This is a genomic window from Paenibacillus phytorum (assembly GCF_013141715.1).
In the GTDB taxonomy this organism is placed as follows: domain Bacteria; phylum Bacillota; class Bacilli; order Paenibacillales; family NBRC-103111; genus Paenibacillus_E; species Paenibacillus_E phytorum.
In genome coordinates, this window is sequence record NZ_WHOA01000165.1 from 49,799 (window position 1) to 74,244 (window position 24,446).

18 protein-coding genes and 1 riboswitch are annotated in these 24,446 nt (G+C 45.7%); of the genes, 1 reads left to right on the plus strand and 17 read right to left on the minus strand.

What is annotated here, in order from left to right; all coding sequences use genetic code 11:
* Positions 1-3: 3 nt before the first annotated feature.
* The 16 genes from GC098_RS24340 to GC098_RS24415 all read right to left on the minus strand — a co-directional run bounded on the left by GC098_RS24340 (position 4) and on the right by GC098_RS24415 (position 22,901).
* Complete coding sequence (locus GC098_RS24340; protein ID WP_171645809.1) at positions 4-1,878, minus strand: ADP-ribosylglycohydrolase family protein; 1,875 nt, start codon at positions 1,876-1,878, stop codon at positions 4-6.
* Positions 1,879-2,616: 738 nt separating this feature from the next.
* Positions 2,617-2,766 carry a hypothetical protein gene (locus tag GC098_RS24345; protein ID WP_171645810.1) on the minus strand — a complete coding sequence of 50 codons (150 nt, stop codon included), beginning with the start codon at positions 2,764-2,766 and terminating at the stop codon, positions 2,617-2,619.
* Between the two features lie 45 nt (positions 2,767-2,811).
* Complete coding sequence (locus tag GC098_RS24350; protein ID WP_171645811.1) at positions 2,812-4,995, minus strand: hypothetical protein; 2,184 nt, start codon at positions 4,993-4,995, stop codon at positions 2,812-2,814.
* 101 nt (positions 4,996-5,096) lie between these two features.
* Positions 5,097-6,779, minus strand: coding sequence for a type 2 periplasmic-binding domain-containing protein (locus tag GC098_RS24355; protein ID WP_171645812.1), 1,683 nt, complete (start codon positions 6,777-6,779; stop codon positions 5,097-5,099).
* A 50-nt stretch (positions 6,780-6,829) separates the two neighbouring features.
* Positions 6,830-7,723, minus strand: coding sequence for a carbohydrate ABC transporter permease (locus GC098_RS24360; RefSeq protein ID WP_047671958.1), 894 nt, complete (start codon positions 7,721-7,723; stop codon positions 6,830-6,832).
* A gap of 54 nt (positions 7,724-7,777) precedes the next feature.
* Positions 7,778-8,740: an ABC transporter permease gene (locus GC098_RS24365; RefSeq protein ID WP_246358908.1), complete on the minus strand. Its 963-nt coding sequence runs from the start codon at positions 8,738-8,740 to the stop codon at positions 7,778-7,780.
* 143 nt (positions 8,741-8,883) lie between these two features.
* Positions 8,884-10,506 (minus strand): response regulator, encoded by a 1,623-nt coding sequence (locus tag GC098_RS24370; protein WP_171645813.1) that lies wholly within the window; start codon positions 10,504-10,506, stop codon positions 8,884-8,886.
* Positions 10,499-12,229 (minus strand): sensor histidine kinase, encoded by a 1,731-nt coding sequence (locus GC098_RS24375; RefSeq protein WP_171645814.1) that lies wholly within the window; start codon positions 12,227-12,229, stop codon positions 10,499-10,501. Before GC098_RS24375 ends, GC098_RS24370 begins: the two co-directional genes overlap by 8 nt.
* Before the next feature lie 95 nt (positions 12,230-12,324).
* Positions 12,325-15,504, minus strand: coding sequence for a GxGYxYP domain-containing protein (locus GC098_RS24380; protein WP_171645815.1), 3,180 nt, complete (start codon positions 15,502-15,504; stop codon positions 12,325-12,327).
* A gap of 226 nt (positions 15,505-15,730) precedes the next feature.
* Positions 15,731-17,443 carry an adenine deaminase C-terminal domain-containing protein gene (locus GC098_RS24385; RefSeq protein ID WP_171645816.1) on the minus strand — a complete coding sequence of 571 codons (1,713 nt, stop codon included), beginning with the start codon at positions 17,441-17,443 and terminating at the stop codon, positions 15,731-15,733.
* Positions 17,444-17,464: 21 nt separating this feature from the next.
* On the minus strand, positions 17,465-18,526 hold the full coding sequence (locus GC098_RS24390) for an ABC transporter ATP-binding protein (RefSeq protein WP_171645817.1): 1,062 nt from the start codon (positions 18,524-18,526) through the stop codon (positions 17,465-17,467).
* Between the two features lie 15 nt (positions 18,527-18,541).
* Positions 18,542-19,330: an ABC transporter permease gene (locus GC098_RS24395; RefSeq protein ID WP_171645818.1), complete on the minus strand. Its 789-nt coding sequence runs from the start codon at positions 19,328-19,330 to the stop codon at positions 18,542-18,544.
* A 4-nt stretch (positions 19,331-19,334) separates the two neighbouring features.
* Entirely contained in the window at positions 19,335-20,156 is an 822-nt protein-coding gene (locus GC098_RS24400; RefSeq protein ID WP_171645819.1) for an ABC transporter permease, read from the minus strand.
* Positions 20,157-20,183: 27 nt separating this feature from the next.
* The gene (locus tag GC098_RS24405; RefSeq protein WP_171645820.1) at positions 20,184-21,116 is read right to left on the minus strand and encodes a nucleoside hydrolase; all 933 of its coding nucleotides are present in this window, start codon (positions 21,114-21,116) and stop codon (positions 20,184-20,186) included.
* 70 nt (positions 21,117-21,186) lie between these two features.
* Entirely contained in the window at positions 21,187-22,290 is a 1,104-nt protein-coding gene (locus GC098_RS24410) for an ABC transporter substrate-binding protein (RefSeq protein WP_171645821.1), read from the minus strand.
* Between the two features lie 263 nt (positions 22,291-22,553).
* A complete protein-coding gene (locus GC098_RS24415; RefSeq protein WP_171645822.1) occupies positions 22,554-22,901 on the minus strand; it encodes a DUF2294 domain-containing protein in 348 nt (115 codons plus the stop codon).
* A gap of 341 nt (positions 22,902-23,242) precedes the next feature.
* Positions 23,243-23,331: riboswitch (cyclic di-GMP riboswitch) on the plus strand.
* A 123-nt stretch (positions 23,332-23,454) separates the two neighbouring features.
* Here GC098_RS24415 and GC098_RS24420 point away from each other — a divergent pair.
* Complete coding sequence (locus GC098_RS24420; protein WP_171645823.1) at positions 23,455-23,817, plus strand: response regulator; 363 nt, start codon at positions 23,455-23,457, stop codon at positions 23,815-23,817.
* Between the two features lie 199 nt (positions 23,818-24,016).
* On the opposite strand, the gene GC098_RS24425 is transcribed toward GC098_RS24420, so the two are convergent.
* The gene (locus GC098_RS24425) at positions 24,017-24,355 is read right to left on the minus strand and encodes a winged helix-turn-helix transcriptional regulator (RefSeq protein ID WP_171645824.1); all 339 of its coding nucleotides are present in this window, start codon (positions 24,353-24,355) and stop codon (positions 24,017-24,019) included.
* Positions 24,356-24,446: the final 91 nt, after the last annotated feature.

The following is a 24,446-nucleotide window of genomic DNA, read 5'->3' on the forward strand; positions in this document are numbered from 1 at the left end:
AGGTCACCCAAACAAAATATCTGTAAAGTAATAATGGGGGCCAGGTAGTGTTGTGTTAAGAAGTGCCACCGGCAAGACATACACCTCTAATGGAGAACCATTCCTTAATGCCTCAACTTCAATGTCATAGCTTCCTGCAGCTAGTGTTATTTCAATCCTTTGTTCTTCCGGAGACCGATGATAAGCTGGCATGAATTCCAACGATTCTTTACATTCAATGACGATTTGGCCGTTTAATTTCAATACGATAGGACCTCTTGCAGCCGCAATAAGACGAATCTTTCTCTCACTTGGGTTGAAGAGCTTCGTTTGAGCGCGGTACAAGCCATCGTTCTCACTACCGAGTTCCTTCTCCCATTCCAAACGATTGCCTGGGAAATATACGTCTTTCCCCTCACTGCCGTTCGGTCCCCAAATCATCCACTTTGAAGCATTTACCAACGAAAAAGGAACCTTTTGAGCAGCCCATACGGATCGGTCATGAAATCTTGTCCAAACGAATGCAAGCTCATAGCTGGACTTAGCGATCGCGGAAGCTCGTATTTCTGTATTCCATTCGATTGATTCATTAGGTTGTAGGCTCACTTCAAGTGAATTCGGCCCCTCCCAGTTCTCGGGCAGTTCTAACGCGATATTGCCTGTTATTGATGTTAACGAACGGTTGGTGAACGTGATATGCAGCGTCTTCTTCTGATTCACTCCGATGGCTGGACCTTCCTGACCGAAATCGATCTCAAGCTCAGCATCCGGAGTGTTACGAGTTCCTTGTGGCAGCAAGTAGTGATTAGCTGTTACCTTCCTCGTCCAAAGCTCCCTTATTTTCTCTTCCGTTTCGTTCGTTTCTACGGGTTGGTTCAAGGATGTCGGAAGGTCAGGATGCACAAGTATGTCCGTATCCCAAGCTGCAAGAATTTGTTTGCCCATGCGGATGGTGCGCCTGGTTAACTCGTCCAAGTTCTTAGGTGCGGGAAATCCTTTAATCGGTGGGCTAACGACGATCCGATCACCAACTGGATTTACCCATTTATCCGGCAAACCTTCTGGACCGAGCAGCATGCCTAATATAGCGCCCAGTGTAGCAGCTGTACAATCGGTATCATAACCGCAGTTGACCGCTTTCAAAATTGCATCCTCGAAATCCTCGCCATATAACCAGCCAAGGATCGTAAAAGCAATATTTTGCGGGGCGTCCGTAAAGTTATCGTTGCCATGATGCTCCAGAATGAGCGAACGCGCTTCGAGCCAATCCTTCCCTTCCTTATGCCAGTGGAGCAGATCTTTCAATGCTTTGGCGGTACGGCAATCCGCAGGGATATAGGTCATGCCGATCTCAATTAAGCGATCCCGATCCTTCTCATAGAAAATAGCGCTCTCGAGGGCGGCAAAAAACATTTCCCCGTACACCCCTTCCCCGCCGGCGTGATCCACAATGGCGTCCTGATAAGCATAATGGGCCGCTGTACTTGGCGATCCAGGTGCAGCCATGGCCCAGATTTCGGAACGAATGGGTGAACCCATACACTCATTGAACGGATTGTTGAATGATCCGGCAACGGGTGCAAGAAGACCTCTTCTCAGATTCGTCAGCGCGTAACCATACTCATCAAATGGGAAAAAGATATGCTCCAACCATTCCTGCCCAAGCTCGATCGCAGTCAATCCCGGACCGTATTGCTCCAAAGCATGCAGCCAAACCAATTGTAAGTCCAAATCATCGTTCTCCAATGGGCCGTCCGGCAGCTCCGGATAAAAGGTCAACTCCAGCAGCTCCTTAATGCCCTCTACCGGTGCACCAAGTGTTCCCCCTATATTTTTCCCAAGCCATCCCCCATACACGATTCGATAGTAATCTTGTTCATTCAGAATTCGGATACCCATGATGAAACCTCCCGTAAGTTGTTATTGTGTTCATAACTTCATCATAAGACCGGTTTCTTAAAGGAGCCATGTCCATAATTGTGTTTTCAAAAGAATAAATATTAGAGGAAGTCATGGAAGTCGATCAGCTATTTGGACAAAAAAAACCCGAAATCATGCGGGAGTAACTATAACGATAGCCTCCTCAAGCATGAGAGGCTTTTTTTCATATTATTTTCTGCGCTGGGCTAGGGGATAATTGCAGCACATATAAGCAAACAGCAGCTGAGAAGTCCTTTTCAGACGTCTCGCGCCACTTTCACTCCATTCGAGCCTCTGAGACAGCCTTTTCTGCCTTCTCAGGACGCAAAACACGCTAACTCGCCTTCTCTCAGCAGCTAAGAAGTCCTTTTCAGACGTCTCGCGCCACTTTCACTCCATTCGAGCCTCCGAGACAGCCTTTTCTGCCTTCTCAGGATGCAAAACACGCTAACTCGCCTTCTCTCAGCAGCTGAGAGGTCCTTTTCAGACGTCTCGCGCCACTTTCACTCCATTCGAGCCTCCGAGACAGCCTATTCTGCCTTCTCAGGACGCAAAACACGCTAACTCGCCTTCTCTCAGCAGCTGAGAGGTCCTTTTCAGACGTCTCGCGCCAAACTCAAAACATATAAATTCTAGCGTGTCAAAAAAGGCACTTCGCTAATAGAGCGAAATGCCTTTTGTTACATGCGATGCGCCGAAGTACCATGCTGCTAGGTGTCAATTGTCTTTCTCATCAACGTCCATCTCACCATTAAGCTGATTAGCATAGTTGCGCATCAAATCAAAATCCGGATTACAGATATCCTCCTGCACGTTGGCTTTATCTAGATCCTGCGTATTCAAGAGATTCATGTTCTCGTTGTCCATCCTGCTCTCTCCTTCCTGAGAGTAGGTTTTCCATTCTTATACAATTTATCCCTTTTCGAAAATGACCGTAACAAGTGTCCCTTCCGGCACGCCGGGATAGCGGATTAGAAGCGTTCGAGATCCGGGTTCCCAGCTTCGATCAATAACTTCATGACCATCCGCGATGACATGACGAGGTTCCTCTGTCAGTTGTAGTCTTGTACTAACGGTTGCTCCTGCAGGCGCCTCGGAGACGAATTGGAACTTCCCTTTTACGACGGGTTCCTCGTCACGGATTCGCGACGAACTAACGATGACAGCTGAAGTCTGTTCAGGAGCTGCCTCAAGGTCATAGAGTAAACTACCCTTGCCTGGTTCGACAACCGGATTACTCACAATAGCAAGTCTAGCATCAAAAAGGTCGATGTAGCAGCCATGAACGGTGACAGCTTGATCCGTAAGCGACTCCGTCATGACGCGTGTCGCGACATAGGGACCTCGACGGATTTGAAGATAATGCTTTTCACGCAAAGGCTCCTCATCTCCGCGCATGGCAAGTGCACGCTTCACACTTTCGCGGACCCAATTAGCGCCATCTTCGGTTTCAGCAAGTCGGGCTGGATGTACGCGGTGGACGATAACACCTCCTTGACCTACCCGGTACTCGCCATCCTCAGGGCGGCGCCCCATACCAATGGCCTCGAAGAGGTGATCATCTGGCCGTTCGTAGGCTCTGGCGCCTTGGTTCCACCATTCCTTGACACCGTGGTACGGGTCACTGCCGTCCCCTACATAGATTAAGCAGCCTCCTTCTCGTATCCACTGCGACAGCACTTGATGAAGACCGGCGTGCTCCGGTTTCATAAATTCATAACTGAGCAGCAGCACCCGGTAATCGTCCAAATACCCTGGGAAATGAAGCAAATTGTCCAGCTGAACCGGGCGAAGCGGTATACCGTGCTTAACAAGCGGCAGCGCCAGCCCATAGAACGCCGACCAATTTAGCATTTCTTCGTGATGCTCGGAAGGAAGAATTAATGAACTGATGGTGCCATCATAACGAAAGTCACCCTCATCTGATTTCAAATCAACGTCACCCCGTTGGAACATCGCTGAGTTGGCAAGGAGGAGACCGATTCCATCCGTTTGTTCATCGGACGTGATTTCCTCGTGGCGGTGCATGTCACGAAGTACGTGCATAACAGTCAACAGCTCGGTCGCATAATCGGGCGGGATCATTTCTTTCCCCTTGCCGTCTTTCTTGGGATAGGCAACCTCGAACACTCTTCGCGGCCAAGGACATATCTCGTAATTGTTTACGTAAGGATGAAGCAGAGAAGCAACGACTGTATCTTCATAATTGACCTTATAGTCCGACCACGTGTAATTCGGATTATCCTCAATTGGATCATGAAGAAACCACATATCACGGCCCGTGCCGCGAACGAGCTCTTGCATGACGCCGTATTCAAGGAATGCCGTTTCGAACGTTCGCTCCTCACGGATGCCTTTGTACACATTGCGCGTGCGCGAGGTCCCCGTCCATACTTGAGCAATAAATCCGTCGCAAGCTGGCATGTTGACGAGCAGCGCTTCCGGACTCACAATCCGCCACTGCGTGTAATTGATCAGACTATGCGTCGGCACATAAAAACGGATCGCACGCCCATAATTAACTTCCGCATATTCCTTCATCTGCGCACATAAGCGATCCAGCGTTCGATAGTACAGATACGCCTTCAACTTGGACGCCCGGTACTGCGCATCTGGCGACTCATGAGGCGGTATCCACGGCTCCTGATAAAAGATGCGCCATTCCCGCTTGAAGGCTTCCGAATATCCGCCGGCTACCCAAAACTCCGGCTCCTCTAGATGAATGGCCTCGGCCCCACTGTCGATTGCCCGCTTAATACCGGCAGCAAGGTACTCGCTAAAGGAAATCGTCGGGACCATATAAGGCACGTCTTTGCCGTGCAGTAGCTGGTCGCCGGCACGATTGGTCTGAGCTTCGTCCCAATGATCACGGCCATCATACTTTCCGTACAAATAGTCTTGGTATTCTCCCCACGACACCCCTGTCATCAGGTGGATGATGTAGCCCTTTTCTTTCCACCCGGCGATTCGTTCCTCCAAGTCATCCGAGATGCCATACACCATGACAAAATCGCTGCGCAAATCGTACTTAGCCCCATACGGACGCGATTCTTGGAAACCCGTCCATTCCTTCCTATCCGATACCGGTCTCGACAAAGGTAATCCCTCCTCTAGGAGTTCCCACTCGGCAGAACAAGAACGGGAGAGTCATATTGCCTCTCCCGTCGTTCGCCACCAGAGCGGCCTCTTGTTAAGTTTTAGTTTGGCATTTGAAGTTTTACCACTTCTTTGCCTTTTAGATTATCATTCGTGAATTTAATCGCTTCACGATAGCCTGTTTTTACCAGCTGCCCGCGTAAATCATTGATGATTTTGAGTGCCGCCTCATCGGATTTGGCAAATATCGCTTCCTTCCAAACGTCACCGGTTTTATCCATGGATGGCTTGAGAGATTCCCATTGAGGGGCTTTCGTAATAACGTCCCAAGGATTGTAAGCTGTGATGACTTTAATGCCATTCGGGCGTAAAATTTTACGAGCTTTCTCTAAAGCTGCCACGCGATTCTGATCAGCCCAGATGTCCCCGTTACCTTTGGAATTCGTACGGTCCAGACCCGTTAAACTTTCGTAGCCGACGCCAATCCCTTCGTTCTTTTTCAACTTCCCGGTTTTGTCATTCACAAACTTATCAAACCATTCCTTTTTCGCTGTCGGTTTACCGTTCTGCATATCCCAATGGACGCCTTGAACGCCGTAGCGAGTAAGCATGAAGCCTTCATCAGAAGCTAGGAAATCCAGCAGGCGCAGGGCTGCATCCACATCCTTAGCTTGCTTCGTAATAACAGTCACATTGTTGCCCTGCACGCCTAGATCTGCCGGACGGTTGGCTTCAGCGCCTGCTCTTTCCAGTGGACCTACAGGCACATAATCGCTGCCCGGGTGAGACTGGACGTAGTCCTTGGAGGCATCAAGAATAGCTGGATAGTGAGCTGCGAGGACGGCTACACGCCCTTGCTTTACTTTCTCATTCGCGATTGGATCCGTCTGCGTAAACGCTTCGGAATCCAGCAACCCTTGGGAAATCAGCTTCCGATAGTATAACGTGTAGTCTTCGTATGCTTTAGTAAAGAAATTATTCTCTAGGGAGCCATCTCCTTTATCGAGGAAGCCAGAACCCATAAACATCTGATCGCCGATATTAACAGCCCAACCGTTGTGAAAGCCGCCAAGTGGAATGACAGGTTGACCGCTTTCTTTGAGGCCCGCATCTTTGATCTTCTTCAAGAAATTGTAAAAGTCGTCCTTTGTTTTGACGGACTGTGGATCTACCCCTACTTTTTCAGCAATGTCCTTACGTACATAGAAGCCGTATAACCAGTCCATGGCATCCTTGTCCGTTGCAGGATGATTTTGATATAGCAAATACTTTTTGCCACCATAAGCGTCGATTCCTTTCTCGTAGAGCGCAGGCGGTACGTTTTCCTTAGCAATTTCTTTGGCTAGGTTGGGATAATTAGCCAGCTTGCTTGAGAGATCAACGAGTTGACCCTCTTTTGCAGCTTTGATGATACCATCCAGCTCCCCGCCCCACGCCGGTCCGGTATATATATCTGGCAAGTCCTGCGTCGCGAAGATCGTGTTAACTTTCTCCACTTCGCTTCCTTTGGTGTATTCCATTTGAACCGTTACCCCGGTTTTCTCCTTGATCACCTTGGCGACGGCATTCATGTCGCTCTCAGAACCGCTGGAACCATTCCAGTTGTGCAAAACTTTAAGCGTGACCTCTTTCTTGGTGTCCGTTTTGGCAGTTGCACTTGGACTTGTGCTTGAATTTGCACTTGGGCTTGGAGACGTTTCATCCTTCTGAGTACAACCTACTAAACCACCTGCAAGTGTTAATGCTAATACAACGGAAGCACCTCTAGACCATTTCTTTTTCATGAGAACCCTCCTTCATTTTTATATGATAAGCCCCCCAAAATCGAGGACAGCTAACCCTTAACGGAGCCTAGCAAGACACCTTTGACAAAATACTTTTGCAAGAATGGGTAGATGCACAAAATCGGGAAGACGGTGATAACCAGGAGCGCCATCCGTAACGATTCGGGCGTTGAACCGGCTGGATTCACGCTAATTGTTTGGCCACCTTGCTGAGCTGCCCGCTGCATCGAATTCGAGAGCGCTTCCGCTTCAGTCAGCATTTGCTGCAGCAGCGTTTGAACAGGAACCAGGTTTTTGTTAGATACGTAGTAAGCCCCAGCAAACCAATCGTTCCAATGTGCGACTCCAATGAACAAGCTTATTGTTGCTAGCACTGGACCTGATAAGGGAAGGATAATTTTCAAGAAAATCGTGAAATCGCCATACCCGTCAATGCGTGCCGACTCGTCCAGCTCTTCCGGTATCCCCTGCAGGAACGTCCGGATGATGACGATATGCATGAAGTTGAATAACATCGGAATGATATACACCCAGAAAGTGTTGATCAGATGAAGCTTTTGCAGCGTGATGAAGTAAGGAATGAAACCCGCGCTGAAAATCGTAGGCAAAAAGATATAGAAAGTGAAAAATGTTCTTCCCGGCAGTGTTTTCTTTGCCAATGCGTAAGCCATAAGGGTACACAAAAGCACGTGTAGAAATGTGCCGAGAATCGTGCGTAACAGTGTAATTTTGTAAGCTTGCCAGATACGAGGATTGTGGAACACTTGCGCGTAGTTATCTAATGTGAACTGCCGAGGCCAGAAATACAGCGCACCCTGCATGGAGTCATTTCCATCGTTTAGTGAGTACACGAGAATGTAAATGAACGGGTAGATCATCGAGAAACCGATCAGCGCCAGGATGATATAATTTAATGTGCTGAACAAGGAAAAATCGCGCTTCATTTCATCACTTCCTTAGCGTCTTCGTTAGTAAACTTTCTTCGTAAGCATTTGCTTTTAAAAAAGGGATACGTCGCTGTATTTCTTAGCGATTCGGTTGACAACAAGTATCATCACCAGACCTATAATGCTTTGGAACAACCCAACAGCAGCCGCATAACTTAGTCGACCTCCACTAATACCGGAAGTGATAACATGCACATCGAGGACGCTGCCAATTCGGGCTGTTGCAGGTCCATTCAAGAGAAGCAGCTGTTCGTATCCGGCGCTCATCAAGCCACCGACGGAGAGAATAAAGAGGATCACAGCAATGTTGCGAATACCGGGGAGCGTGACATGCCACATTTGCCGAAAACGATTCGCGCCATCAATCTTCGCCGCTTCGTACAATTGCTGATCAATTCCAGCTATTGCCGCCATATAGATGATGGAGTTCCATCCAATATTTTTCCAAACATCAGACCCCAATATCATGGGATAAAACCATGTCGTGTTGTACAGGAATTGAATGCGCTCCAAGCCAAGTGAGGCAAGCAGGTCATTCAACGGTCCTCCATACGGAGTTAGGAGGCGCTGCATCAGTGTCACGACTACGACCCAAGATACGAAGTAAGGTAAGTAGGAAAGGGTCTGGACAACCTTTTTGAATTTCACTCTGCGAACTTCATTCAAAAGAATCGCGAGAATAATCGGCATCGGGAAACCGATGAGAAGCTTTGACAAACTGATCACAATGGTGTTACGTATGAGTTCTGTTGATTGATAATAATCAAAGAATTGGCGAAAGTACTTCAAGCCAGCCCAAGGACTTCCTGAGAAGCCGCCAGTGAATGTAAAATTACGAAACGCCACTTGAATTCCGTATAGGGGAACGTAAGAAAAGATGAAGAACCAAATGATGCCTGGCAGCATGAATAAGTAAAATACTTTATGCTGCCAGATGCGTTTCCATAGCAAACGCTTGAATGACATCGGTTTTTGGGGCTGAACTTGAGTCATAGAATTTGTCAGTGATTCCATTGTAAGCGTTTTACCTCCTTATAAGACTTACTCATAGGTTCCATTTGATATATTTATCATATCATGCGAAATTACCCACTCGTAAGTCCAAATATTTATGATCAGGTATCACTTTCTTTGGAATTGTCATATTTGTTTGATTGTCACGTCATCTTAAGCCGTTCCCTGAATTGGGTAGGCGTCATCGCGTAGTAATCTTTGAATACCTTTGTAAAATAGCGGTAACTCTGATAACCAACCTCATCCCCAACTTGAGCTACGGTTAAGGCCGTTCGTTCAAGCAGTTCCAAGCTCTTCTCCATTCGAAGACGAACGAGAAAATCAACGAAGTTATAACCCTTCTCTTGCTTAAATAAGGTGCTGAAATAAGAAGCGCTGATGCCCACATATTCAGCAACCTCCTGAAGAGAAATGTCCCGAGACAGCTTGATCTTCATGTATTCAATGCCTTTGGAAACGGGTGACAGCGAAAGGGCCTCGATGGCGATCGATTCCAGCATGAACTGAATCAACTCTTTTGCCTTCTCGGTAAGCTCAACATACGTTTCCTGACAACGGATTTCCTCTATAAACATTTCCATGACTTCACTTGTCACTGGAAGAGATTTAACTTCCCTGAGCTGACGAAACAGATTAACGAGCATCTCGCCCACGATGAAACGTATGGAATCCTCCGATTCCCCGCTGCTGCACAAATTCAGCAGAAATTCGTTGAAGAGTCCATATCCCCCTTGTTCTTCGCCTTGCTTAAAGGCAATGATGAGTTTCTTTTCAAGCTCAGTCGGGTAGAAGCCCTCGTTTTGTCCTTGAGGTGATGGATGAAAAAGATTGACAGACCCTTTACCCGTGAAAAATTTATGCCTAAGCGCCTTGAAAGCTTGAACATATGCCTCGGGAACATTGGAAATACCCTCGAACCGTTGACTGCATCCTACTGAAAGTTGAACGTTAAATAACCGCAAATATTTGTTTAAGCTTTCTTGGAAAGCATGGCCCGCAAGGAGTCCTTTGTTATCGACCGCTCTTTCTGATCCGGCTTCAAGGAGGAAAACGAAACGGTTCGGCGGCATCAGCACAGAATCAACCGCTCCGTAATTGTGAGAGATTTCATCCAAAATATTATGAACGATGAAGCGGCATAGCTTCTGGTCTTCATCGTTATAATTATCGGTGAACTTAGTGTAATCATCGAATTCCGCGACAAGCATAAGAAATGAGCCATTCACGAGGTCTAATTGAGCGTCAAATTGATTGAACCACCGCTCTGGAGAGATCAGGATGTCTTTACGCGTCAGCCAGCGCTCATAGATTTGCGCTTTTTGGAACAATGCCTTCTCCTTCTGCATTTGATTGGCATATTGGATTTTCGTCGACTGCAAATGACGCTCATCCAGTCTTCGCGCGATTGTTTCGAATACTTCTGTTAATTGCTCTTTGGTCACAGGCTTCAGCAAGTAATCTCGCACGCCAAGCTTAATGGCCTGCTGCGCATAATCGAATTCCCCGAAACCGCTAAGAATGACAATTTCCACAGGTTCACCCGGCAGAGATCGAATGCGTTCCGTTAGTTCCAAACCATCCATGTAGGGCATCCGGATATCGGTCATCACCACGTCCACTTCAGGACGTTCCTTCAGGATTTCCCATGCTTGCTGCCCATCCTCCACAATCGCAATGACTTCAAACCCATTTTTCTCCCAATTAATAATCTTGGTGTACCACTTGCGAGTTGATAACTCGTCTTCCACAATAAGCAGCTTATACATGTTCAACCCCCTCAAGCACTGGCAGCGTTAATACAACTTCCGTTCCTTTCCCGGGCTCCGACTTAATGGATAAGCCATACTCACCGCCGAAATACATCCGAATTCGACTGTTCACGTTGTACAAACCGATGCCCTTGCTGGGCGAATGATCACTTAGTAAAGTTTCTGCTTGAACCTTCGTCATCCCCACGCCATTGTCACGAACGGTCACGATGACAGCCTGCTCTGTGAGCTCTCCTATCACGGTTACAGAGCCTGCCGCCATTCCCTTCAACCCATGCTGGATCGCATTTTCCAGGAGAGGCTGAAGGATAATTTTCAAGGTGTAGAGACTTGGTATTTGCGGATCTATCTGCCATTCGACCGTATGTCGCGCACCGAAACGGATTTCCAGAATTTTCAAATAACATTTGGCGTGATCAATTTCTTGTTCGAAACGGATGGTGTTGCTTCCCTTGGATACCGATATTCGAAAGAGGTCCGCTAGGGCGACGACCATGCCAATGGCAGTCTGCTTCTCGTCCATGTCAATCTCGTTCTTGATTGCATCCAATGTATTGTAAAGGAAATGAGGATTAATTTGAGCTTGTAAAAAATTGAGCTCCATTTCCCTTCTTTCCAGTTTTTCCACATAGTTTTGGTGAATAAGGTCTCGTAAATTATCGAGCATGTTATCAAAATTACGATCTAGTTCATCGATCTCATCGCCTTTAACATGGACTCTGCGGCTCGTAGAGAGCACCCCCCTGCCTACCCGGGATACTTTGGCGTGGAGGCGTCGGATCCCGCGGGTCAGTTGACGGGTTATAAGCAAGGTCAGAAAAGAAAAAATAATCATACAAATAATGCTGACTGTTAAAATGGTTTGCCGAATTTCATTTACTTTAGATTGAATCGACGCTTTGGGCACAAGAAGGTACATCGTCCAGTCAACATTCTGGAGCTTGCGGTACCACATGACATAGTCGGTTCCCTGAATATGAAGGTTAAGCTCGGATTCGGAGCTTCGATCCGTACTCGTCTCTTCGACGATTTCCTGTGGAAGTGGTTTGCCAAGTTGAGCGGTGTCAGGGTTAAACATGATGGTTCCCTTACTGTCCGCGATGATTAAGCTTCCGCTTGCGTCCGCTTTGTTGCCCAATGTTTCCTGCACATACGTCACGGAAGGGATCTGGATCGTTAGCTTGATGTAACCAATTTTCTTAAACTGCCCGATGCTGTACATAGGACGCACTAACGCATAATAATATTTACCGTCAACCTGCTCAAGTATCCAAAACTTCGAATCCGGTATCTCATTCAATCCGAGAACCCTTCGAAGCCTATCCTCTGGAAAAAGGTATACGCCATCGGACATGACATCAGGAGATGTGGAGAAAAATTCGATGCTCTCGACATCGGTCGCCTGATAGGCTTGGATAAACCGGACCGCACGAGAGATTTCCCGATTCATAATAATAACGCCTTTTTCCCGGTATACTTCGGGTTCCGTAAGTACGTTTTGAACGGGTTCCGACACTGTTAAATTGTCTAGAATGCTTTCATAGAATCGGATATTGTAGTAAATGCCATTGTTGGATTGGACTAATATCTTTTGATAAGAATCAGATACGTACCGGATAATGAGGTCCGACATTTGATTAAGGAAGTAATTCGTTAACCCTACGATCGGAAGTAGAATGGTCACCAAATATACGATCATTAATTTTTTGTGCAACTTCATGCATGTCTGTCCCCCTTAGTTTAAGTAAGCATAACTGTCTCTTCATTTCCCTAAGGGGACAGACATTTCCTTCACGGTAATAATTAACAAATAGTTTATTGTGGAATACGCACCGTCACATTGTCGATCTGCACAGTCGCATTGTCGTCGTACCACACGCGGAACTGATAGGCATGCCCCAGTACGAAATCAGCCTCCATCATAATGGACTGATACGTATCAGCGGCATTGAAATCACTGCGCAGCACGGCTTTTTCGCCAGTTACTTTGTTGCCTGTTCCGTCATAGATGTCGAGATTCAGCACCCGCTCGGAACCGCCTGCCGGATTGTCGATCTTAATGCGGAAGTCGACTTTAAGGCTTCCGGATGGGAGATCCGCTACCCCGGGACCATGCAGCATATGACCTGCCGCATGTTCCTGCGGATTCGCATACCAACCATCTGCGGCTGCAGCTCCCGTATTATGGCCGAAGTCACGCTCCGCTTCGAAAATACGGCTCGTATAGTTCGCCGATACATGAATCGGAATCTGCGCTTCAAGGCCATTGTATGTCGCGTTCACGATGGCATCCCCGCTTTGAAGCACCTGCAGAGCGCCGCCGGCACCGATAGTGACCGTAGCTTCACCTTGCGCAACGGTCCAAGTCCCATCTACCGTCAGATTAACGTCCGGCTTGCCTTGCTCGCTCGCTTTCCCCCACAGCTGCAGCTGCTTTTGGCCTGCATCCGTTCCGAACACCAACGAGTTTACATTGGATCCACCGAATTTAAAATAAAGCGATTGTGTATTCGGCTTTGTTATTTCTGGCATATCCAGTCTCACATGGTCAACTTTGACGTTCGCCTTATCTTCGAAATGCACACGGAATTCATAGGTGCTGCCAAGCGAAAAGTCAACGTCCTCTAAACTTATATCCATGTACTGATCTTGTACGGCAAAATCCCGTAATTTCAGCTCTTTTGAAGCAATAATTTGATCAGCACTCGCATTGTTAATATCAATGATAGCAATGGTATCGTCAGATCCAGTCGCACCCGAAGCCTTCATGCGGAAAGTGACATCATGCACACCTGATGGTAAATCGGCCACATAAGGTCCATATAACATATGACCGGATCCGTGCTGCTCGATATTTGCCAACCAGCCATCTCCGTCAAGCGCCCCTGTGTTATGCCCGAAATCATTCTCTGCTTCATAGAGTCGCTGTGCTAAATTACGGTTCATCACGACGGTGACTCGATCGATTTTAACCTTGGCGTTGCCATCATACCAAGCTCTGAACTGATAAGAATGACCTGCCACAAAGTCGGCCTCAAGTGTCGAATTATGGTACGTGTCGGCGCTTTGGAACTCGGAGCGATGCACGGCTTTCTCAGCCACAACTACTCCAGCTGTATCATCATAGATATCTAGATTCAGTACACGATCATTATCGCCAGTCACACGGTCAATCATGGTTTTGAACTTAACTTGGTTGCGACCTGCAGGAATGTCTGAGGCACCCGGTCCGAAGAGCATATATCCGGCAGCATGCTCCTGCGGATTAGCTGACCAGCCATCACCATCCAACTTCCCTGTATTATGGCCAAAATCGGTTTCCGCCTCATACACCTTGTTGGCTACTTCTGTATCCTCTTTAGATACGTTATTTTGAATTAGCTTCACCATTTTTTCAGGCGTTACAACTTGAACATCGCCTTGAAGTTGATCGATAACAGCCTTTACTTCGTCCATCGATGATGACCAGGCATGAACGAGAACGAGTGAGTAGCCTGCAGCACTCTTCGGATTTCTTGGAGCCGCATTGATATGCTGCGCAACCGAATTAACATCGCTTCCAGCGATGCCATGCCATAGCATTTCACGCGGAGTGACAATAGGCTTATTGTTAGACCATTTCAAGGCCCCGTTTAACGCTTTATGGTTACTGTATTCCAAATAAATAACGCCATCGATATTCGGCTGAGCCGTATACTTATCCCACATCGCCTTTTTGTTGAAAGCATTAAAATCAATAACTTCAACAAGCGATAAATCAGCTTTGCCCATATAAATGTTTAACCTATTGAGATGTGTATCCAATTCCTGCTCCGGGTACATGGACGGATACATATATCCGCCGCCTGACGGACCAACGACAAAATTATCTTTCTTTGTACCATCCGTATAAAAACGTTCCAGAACAGTCGGTGCCAAATCCATCATGCTGGGAGAAACAGCCCAACCCATATCGAAATTCCCACGGTTTGGGTTGCCAAACCAAGGCTTGCCCTTCTCGGCCAAATCATTTAGCATCCATTGAATATTATCACCATCTGACATGACGAATGACACATAATGCACCTGATCCTGAACTGCAGGCTGCGTCGTATCCTTCTGTTTGAGCTCTTTGATGTTAAAGCTGCTTAACACTGACAAATTATAGGCATGATCTGCCGGCAGTGTGTATACACCCGCTGACGAACTCGGACGTATGAAAGCGTCTTCACCATTTGACGCATCTCCCCATCCTAAAATGACAGCATCTGGCTCCGCGTCAGCAACGACGGATTGTCGGAACGCGCTGTTCCCATCATAAAAGGTGAAAGCGTTAGCCATTACAGCGTAATCTCGTAGTTTGCCGCCCATACCGGACGCCAATTCTTCGCTCGTCTCCCCTTTTTGCTCGATCAAGGTGCGATGGTTGAGCTGGTTCCAGTATTTTTGCTTGACCCATGCTTCATCCTTCATTGAGAGATCCATCAATTGCTTATAGCTTTTGGCTTGTTTAACATCGCCTTTTTCAATTAAGATGGCTTGCTTCAAATGGGCTAGTGAAGTAGCTGCATTGATGGAGCTGTTCCCCTTTTCCCATAGTAAATAGCCATCAAACTGCTTCTTGAATTCCTTCACGAGCTTCCAAGGATCACGGATAAATTCCGTTTTCACCCCGTATTTTTGGACCAAATCGTCCAGCCATATCTTGTAATTCCCGGAATCGGGCAGTATGTAAATTTGATTAGAAGACTTATTAGCGAGTAGCCCTTGCAGCGAAGCGATCATGACACTTTCCGTTTCTGACATATCGCCCAAACGGATCACGTAAAGCTTCTTGGCTTTAACAGCAGCCTTTACATAGTTAGCGTCCAATTGCGGCGAACCACTTTGAGAAAGAGTTGTTTTATGATCTGACTCTGATTCATTAGCTGCAGCGGATGTAGACACAGATGTTCCTAAGAGTGAGATGACAATAGAAAAGCATACAAACAAGACGAATAAACTGGTTTTTCTCATTATAAACCTCCTCATAATTTGAATGTATGACTGGAACGACTTGTCATTCGAATTATACAATATATTATTAACATATTCTACATGTCATTTAGATCATTTATAATTTCTACTTAACTCCTGGATAGACTTGTAGGTGGGCCTCAGATCCTATGCAATCGATGGTTATCAATAAACAAAAAAAGCCAAGCCACTATGGTGATAACCATCCATGACTTAGCTTTTCCATTTAACCGTGTATGATTAAAGGCACAACTTTCCCTTCATTCACATCTATTAAACCAAAATCCGTTATTTTCAGTGCAGGACTAACAGGTAAAGAATGCGTGCTGATCGACATGATCGGATTATAATGGCAGTAGCCTAACGATTCCATGGCCTTGCGCAGCTGCTCAACTTCCTTGGCAACTTGCTCCAAAGGGACTTCAGTTAAAATACCTCCGACAGGCAGCTCAAGACTAGCTATCACATTGCCGTCCTCAACAACGCTGAAGCCCCCTTGATTCTTGATGACCTCATTAGCCGCGATCATCATATCGACGGGATTGTGCCCGACAACAAGCATGTTATGGTTATCGTGCGAATAAGTCGTTGCTATGGCTCCTCGCTTGATCGTATCACCGCCGATTAAACCATAAGCGCGATTCCCATTTTTCCCATAGCGCTCAAACGTAGCAATGAGTCCATAACCGCTTTCCTGCCAGTTAAGCTTTCCTTGACGAACTTCTACATCAACCTGATGCTCCTCTGTAAACGTTGAGCCATCCTTTACTATCATTGCTCGGCAAGCATACCGGCCATCAGCTGCTTCTGTGTTCACTGAGAAGTCCGCTTCTGTTAACGGTGACATATGAACGCTTTGATAGTAGTGATCTGGAAAAGCGGGTGAATGGTCGGTAGGTTGGTACGGTTCGTTCACGTCATAGACTTTGAGGCCATGCTTGTACACTTGGTCGATTGTCAGCTGCTCCAGATTGGAGATCAGTTGAAAATCACCAATTTTACCGGGTGCAATTACGCCGCGATCATACATCCGCATTCTTTTGGCTGGAGAAAGTGTGCTGGCATAAATTGCCTGCTCAGGCTTCATGCCCATGCCGATCGCTTTGCGAACAAGGTGATTCAAGTGGCCCCGACGCTCGAAGGAGTCGGCCATCACATCATCGGTAACAAAGCAATAATGCTCGGATACTTCATGCTCCATCAAATACGCCATCACTTCAGGCGTCATCGATTTTTCTTGAATTTCAATAAACATACCCGCAGCGATCCGAGCTTCCATGCCCTCGATCGATTGATGTGTATGATCGGAATCTACCCCGCTATAGATCATTCGATGCAAATCTAGATCTAATAGTTTCGGGACATGCCCTTCTATAATGAGATGAGGATAGTGGCTGCGGATATGGTTTAAGATGTGATTCGTTTTGCAGTCAGGATCTGTGATGACATCCACATAGTTCATGATTTCGCCTAAACAAATAATTCGTTCGGTACGAAGCAGCTCGTCCAAATCCTCGATTTCAATCGCGCCTCCGGTCGTTTCCATCGAAGTAGCAGGAACCGAACTCGGGATGGCGTAGAACATGTCCGCCACACAATGCTGACTAGCTTTAATGAATTCCCTCACCCCGTCAAGTCCGAAGACATTGGCGATCTCATGAGGTTCTGGAACGATGGTTGTAACACCGTTGCGAATGAGTCCATAAGAGAACGTTTCCGGCGTGACCATTGTGCTTTCGATATGCAGATGGATATCAATGAGGCCGGGAATCATATAACGTCCTTGTCCGTCCAAGCGCTGGTCTGCTTCGAATCTGTCGGTAGCCCGTTCCCCGATATATAGAAATCTTCCATCTAAGATCGCTGCATTGCCTTGAATAAATGTTTTAAAATAACTATTATAAATTCGTACATTCTCAATCAGTAAATCTACACGCATCTGTCTTCGCCTCCAAGTACATTACTCAACTAGAACTAATTTCTCGCTAGGAAAAAGAATCCGAACCTCTTGACCGTTCAGGTAAGGAAGCTCCATTTCTTTATTCACTGTGAAATTTCCCAGCTCCGTCTCGACAACGTATTGATAGCTTCTTCCAAGGAAGGTGCTGACCTTGACGCGACCTGTCAAACGATTCGCTCCTGCCTCGATTTCATCTGGCATTCCAATCACGACATCATCCGGACGAATAGCCCCTTGCTTACCCAGCTGTTCTCCTTTGCTGGCATGCTTCGTAACGGCGAACATATAATCTTTGACTTTCAACGCAATCTCTTCGTTTCCATCAAACCTTGAATCGAAAGTAATAAAATTCGTAAAGCCAATAAACCGAGCCACAAACTCCGTTTTTGGGTATTTAAATATCGCCGCTGGAGCGCCAAGCTGTTCAATGATGCCTTTATTCATAATCGCAACTTGATCGGAGATGGAGAAGCACTCTTCCTGATCGTGCGATACATAGACAGTAGTGATACCAAGCTCCTGCTGGATGCGGCGGATCTCCACCCGCATGTTAATACGCAGATTAGCGTCCAAATTGCTTAGCGGTTCGTCGAAGAGCAGCAGTTCCGGCTCGATCACAAGCGCCCTGGCAATCGCGACCCGCTGTCTTTGGCCGCCTGAAAGTTCCTTCGGAAACCGCTTTTCGAAGCCGGACAAGCTTACGATATCAAGGATGTTCCGGACACGCCGATCGATCTCTGCCCCACTCACTTTTCGAAGACGCAGACCGAAAGCTACATTATCATAAATGGATAAGTGTGGAAACAAAGCATAGCTCTGAAACACGAATCCGAAGTTCCGTTTGTTGACGGGAACGTGCGTATAATCTTTTCCGTTAAGTGAAAATTTGCCTGCCCTTGCCTCAATAAATCCCGCGATTAGCCGCAAAGTCGTCGTTTTCCCGCATCCACTAGGACCCAGCAGCGAGATCAGACTTCCTTTTTCAACACTTAGGTTGAAGTCCTGCAGAATATATTGCTGGTCATAGGCAACCGAAATATTTTCCAGTGATAGCAATGCCATGGATGAAAGCCTCCGTTATCGTTTGGTGAAATAGGATAAACCCATCAACCGTTCAATGATGAACATAAGTACGGCAGTGAAGAGCATTAGTAAGACAGAAATAGCGGCAATTGTTGGATCAAAATGATTCTCCACGTACGTAAGCATCTGTATAGGCAGCGTACTGACTCCGGGACCCGTCATAAAGACTGAAATGTCGACATTATTAAATGATTCTAAAAATGCGATAAGAATGGCTGCGATAATACCGGACTTGATGTTCGGTAAGACTACTTTGAAAAAGGTTTTAAGCTGACCAGCGCCAAGGCTTAAAGCAGCTTCCTCAATCGCAAAATCGAAATTCGATAAGCTTGATGCAATGACGCGGATAATAAAAGGAAGCATAATCACGGTATGTCCAATCAGCAAAGCTGCATAGATCGGCAGGTGATAGGTGACGATAAGGTACTTGAGCATCGTAAACCCAAGCACGATACCTGGAATAAGTACTGGGGAAATAAAAATCGCATTAAGCGCCCCTTTCCCCTTAAACTCAAACCGGCTTAACGCATAAGCCGCTGGGATACCAAGCAGCAGTGCAAACAAATTACCGATCAACGATACGATAACAGAGGTACCTGCGGTCGTCATGAACATCTTGACTTCCAAAATGTTGCGGTACCATTTCAATGAGAATCCTGTCGGTGGGAATTTCAATACACTCCCTGGCTCAAATGAAGCAAATGCAATAATGACGAGCGGCCCGAGCAAGAACATGTAGACAAGAAGCGTAAATAAGGCCAGTCCTCGATTCTTCTCCCGCATACTTCTACCCCTTCGGATTTAATTTAGTAGCCAGTTTGTTCATAAGCGCAATAACCACGAAGGTGATCACGATCATAATCACGGCAATGACGGAGGCGAGATACCAATCGTTCAGAGTAATCGCATTCTGATAGAGGAATGTAGAAATGACCCGCTGCTTGCCTCCGAGCAAAGCCGGTGTCGTATAAGCTGTCAAGCTTCCGACAAAAACAAGGATACTGCCTATAATTAATCCGGGTACACTAAGCGGCACGATGACCTTGACGAAAGCCGTAAATCGGTTAGCTCCCAAGCTCTCCGCCGCTTTGATCAGATCCGGATCTATATTCTCAAGAACACCGACCAACGTAATAATGATGAGCGGAAGAAACAAATGGAGAAGACCAATCATCATCGCAGCTGGCGTGTACAAAATATCGAGTGGCTCTTGGATGATACCAATGGCCATCAAGGCATTATTGAGCAGCCCTTTTTTACCTAAAATAATCATCCAGCTGAACGACCTGACAACCGAGCTCGTAAGCAGCGGGAAAATTGCTAATGCCAGTAAGACCGCTTTTTGTCTCGGACTCTGTTTGGAGATAAAGTAAGCCACAGGAAATCCAAGCAATATGCAAAATAGGGTGGTTACCAAGCTGACACGCAGCGTCGTCCATACGATTTTGAGAAAATAAGGGTCTTTAAAGAAATTTAAGTACCCTCCAAGCGTAAATGTCCCTTTATCGAAAAAGGTTGAACCTATCGTGAGAAGGATCGGTACCACCATGAAAATCATCAGGAACAGTAGTCCCGGTAGCAATAATAAGAATAAGAACTTTTTTTTCATGTAGCTTTACTCCTGTTCCTGGGTTCGCTAGGCACGCAGCGCGTTTATAAAAAGCTGGAGGAATTCGTCAGCCGATACCTCCGTACACACATGAACATTAGCCTCTTTGGATAAGCGGTTCTGGAAATCGCATACGGTTTGTCCGTCACACAGCTCACTTCGGGTTTCGACATCAACGTAATAATGGCGTGTCTTGACAAGCTGTTTATTCAGAGCCACTCCAACTGCAAGTGGATCATGAAGCGCACAGGCCCGAACTCCATTACGTTCATAGTAACGCTTCATATAATTCGCGGTGCTTTCCTGAACATATCGAGCTATAGGAGAATCTCCGAGCTCCCGGATATGTTCATCAGTCAGGAGAGCTTTACGCGTCACATCTAACCCTACAAGGGTTAAGGATGGAAACCCTGCCTGGAAAACGATCTTCGCAGCTTCCGGATCGACGTACATATTGTACTCCGCTGTTGGCGTTACATTGCCGAAGCCTTGTACGACGCCTCCCATTACAATCACTTCCTTGACCTGATGAATCAGATCAGGATGCTTCATAACCGCCAAAGCCAGATTCGTTAATGGAGCTGTCATAACTAAAGTGACTTCTCCAACGTGCTTCCGCACTTGATCCACGATAAAATCGGAGGCATGTCCAGCGGTCGTCTGCATATGAACCCGCATATCGCTTAAAGCGCCGCCAAGCCCGTCATTGCCGTGAACATGATGCTCAAAGTGAGAAGCTCGCATCAAAGGCTTGTCTGCCCCTTTAACGACAGGAATCTTCTCTCCCATCCCAAGCAGTTGGAGGATCTTACATGTATTCTTAGTCGCTTGGTCCAGCGAAACGTTGCCATTCACGGTTGTAATTCCGAGAACATCCATCTCTCCGCTGCGGACTGCCAACAGAATACCTAGCGCATCATCCACACCCGTGTCTACATCTAGGATGACCTTCTTTTTCATGACTAAGCCCCCTTTAAGTCCTATTGAAGAAATCAAGGATATATAAGCATATACCCTTGATTGGTTTTATTTATTGAGCAACTTCTTTGTTCCAGCGAGCAATCCATGCTTTGAGATTCTGATTGACGAATTTCATATCCAATTTGCGAAGTTTACTTACGACGTCAGCGCCATAGGTAATCCCCGTAGCTTCTTCAGGCGAAAGCTGAAGTGTCGTATTTACAGGTGAATCTACTTTCGCTTTCGCTGATTTCTCCTGTACTTCCTTGCTCAAATGCCAGTTGATAAAATCCTCAGCCAGTTGCTTATTTTTGCTTCCTTTAATCACGTTGACCGTGTTCATAACGGCGTAAGCTCCTTCTTGCGGGGAGACGAACTTCGTTTCTGGCACAGCTGCTTTCAAATCCTTCACATACATTTCCATGATAGGTCCAGCTGCAATTTCCCCTTGCGAGAACATATTAACGAATTCGGAAGTTTGGCCGTAGTATTTAACGACTCCTTTATTCACTTCCTTAACCTTAGCGAAAGCTTGATCCTCATTAAACGTCGTGCTACCAGCGACAACAGATGCTGCATCCAAAACCATTGGGCCTGTTGTTGATGTGATGTTAGGAAGTGTCAGCTTCTTGGAAAGCTCAGGGCTCCAGAGGTCGCTCCATGACTTGATCTCTTTGGTGGTTGCTTTCGGATTGTAGGCAATACCCAATCTACCTACTGTGTAGGCAGGACCGTAATCTTCGCCTAGAGGCGCCTTAGCCAAATCATAAATGTCTTTCAAGTTTGGAATACGACTGCGGTCGATCTTATCGAACAGTCCAGCTTCAATTCCTTGTTGTGCGTAATAGTCGGATAAATAAATGAGATCCACACTCGAGCTGCCTTGTTTCACTTTGTTCAAACGTTCTGCGTTGTTGCCTATTTCTAGAACGATCTTAGCATTATGCTCTTTCTCAAATGGTGCGTACACTTCTTTCTTAAAGAAATCATCCGCAAAACCCCAGGTGGAAATGATTAATGTTGTTGGTTCCCCTTTGGATGCCGCTGTGGCAGCTGCTGTGGGTGCTGTTGTAGCTCCACTTGTATTGCCCTGGTCCTTCGCTGTGCCGCAACCTGTTAAGGCTAGTCCTACTACAGATAAAGAAATTAAACCACGAACCATTTTTTGTCTCATAATTTCATCGTCCTCCCAAGTTTTATCATGTATGATTTTAATGCGTGAATCCCCTGTTAATTTTTTACTAGTATTCTTCAAGACCCCAGAACTATGCGCGTTTCGCCTTAAATCCAGCTATGCAAAAAAAAGAAAAGTACCCTTGATAGAAAGAAGCTTCTAATCAAGAGCACTTTTCATTGTAAACAATGTAAAGTGACATCTATTGGTATACATGTGGTTTCCTCTTAAGATAAATCAAAAGAGAACTCCGCCCGACTAAACTATTCGGTTTGTTTAAGAATAATGTTCGTTATTGCCCATTGCGTCGGCGGGTCATAGTCCCTTAATACCGCATCCATAGATAAACCAAGTTCTTGCTCCAGCCTGTCCCGGATTCTCTTCTTGTATATAGAGGACATATAAAAATCGACTTCGTGTTTGAGCGTTGGCGCCTCGCCTTCCAATGCAGTTGAACGTGGTGAGCGGCGATGCTTAGCATGAAAAGTAATAATGTTTTGTTCAATTGAAACCTTCAGCAGTGTTGTGCCAAAGCCGAACAGCTCTTTGGAAATTTCGTTATAGAGGTGACACAGCTTCTTCTTGTATTCATTAGAATCTAGTTGTGGCATGGAATCACCTTCAAGATTAATTATCAACCCTTATGCATGTAAATTCTATCTTAATAATACATAGGATTTCAGAATAAATCAAGAGAATCGTTCGTCTTTCTCACTGAAAAAGGGCATTATTTACCTACAACACATCTAAATGATCCAATTTCCCGAATGTCTTACAAATATTGCTTGATAGTAGTGACAGATAAACAAAAAAAAACGCTCGGGCAGCATAACACTTACTTGGTTAACACAAATCAAGGGCAGTCTCACCGCAACTTTAATACTAGTACTTTATTACTAGTAATAAGAGTGCTATACTTTAGAATAAATGAATAAATCGTAATTCTTCTGTTAAACGATAAGAGCAAAGCTAATGAAAATTAGTGACGCAAAGCTAAAGGAGCTAAGGCGAAATACTTCGCTATGCTTGCCAGTTACCGAAGGAAGGGACATATCCACAACTCCCCTTATTCTTCTTATAAGGGGAGTATTCCTTATGTAACGGGTAGCCATCTATAACAGTAAATAGCTAGGTAGAAAGTCCCCCTGAAAGGTGATAATTAAAATGGCGAGACTAATGGTTGTAGATGATTCTATCTTTATGCGATTGATGATTAAGAACATCCTCTTAGAATTAGGGCATGAAATTGTAGCCGAAGCATCGAATGGACTTGAGGCCATCTCTCTGTTTTTACAGCATTCACCTGACATCATTACGTTGGATATTACAATGCCCGAGATGGATGGTATTACTGCATTAAAGGAAATTAAAAGTTACAAGAGCGATTCAAAGATCATTATGGTCTCAGCAATGGGGCAACAATCCTTTGTCATTGAAGCCATTACCCTTGGCGCTAGAGATTTTATTGTGAAGCCTTTTGATAAAGACAGAGTAGCTGAAGCTGTAAAAAAGGTACTGAATACGTGAATGCCCACAAAGCTCTCTAAATATAGAATTAGCTATCAACGAAATAAGCAAAAATAAAGGTTTACAATTCGATCCACATATAGCTGATCTCTTTATAGGGATATTAAATAGAGAAAAAATAAGCTCGGTGGAATCCTAAAAAAAACCAGGAAGTAACACAAAAAAAGTGTTGTTTCCTGGTTTTTTTATTGAACATCTTTTACAAATATAATCCAAATCTTTTTAATTCAACAAAAATACTTTCCAATCTCTTTCCTTTTTCCGTTAACGTATATTCAACACGAGGGGGGACTTCGGGAAACACTTTCCTTTCCAATACCCCATATTCTTCTAGCGCCTTAAGACGGAGCGACAGCGTTTTTGGACTAATGCCATCCATTGATTTCAACAAGTCGCTGAATCGCAGCGTACCTTCGATAAGAAGATCCCGAATGATTAAAAAGGTCCATTTAGTCCCAATCACGTCAAGTGTTTTGGCAATGGGACAAGGCACACCAGGTGTTCCTTTGGTCAGTACGATCGGTTCAATAGTACTCATAAGAATATCCTCCATAAAAAAACGATTGATTTAGCCCATCATATCACAAAAGTAACTTTTCGGAAATTATATGAAATAAATATCACTACTT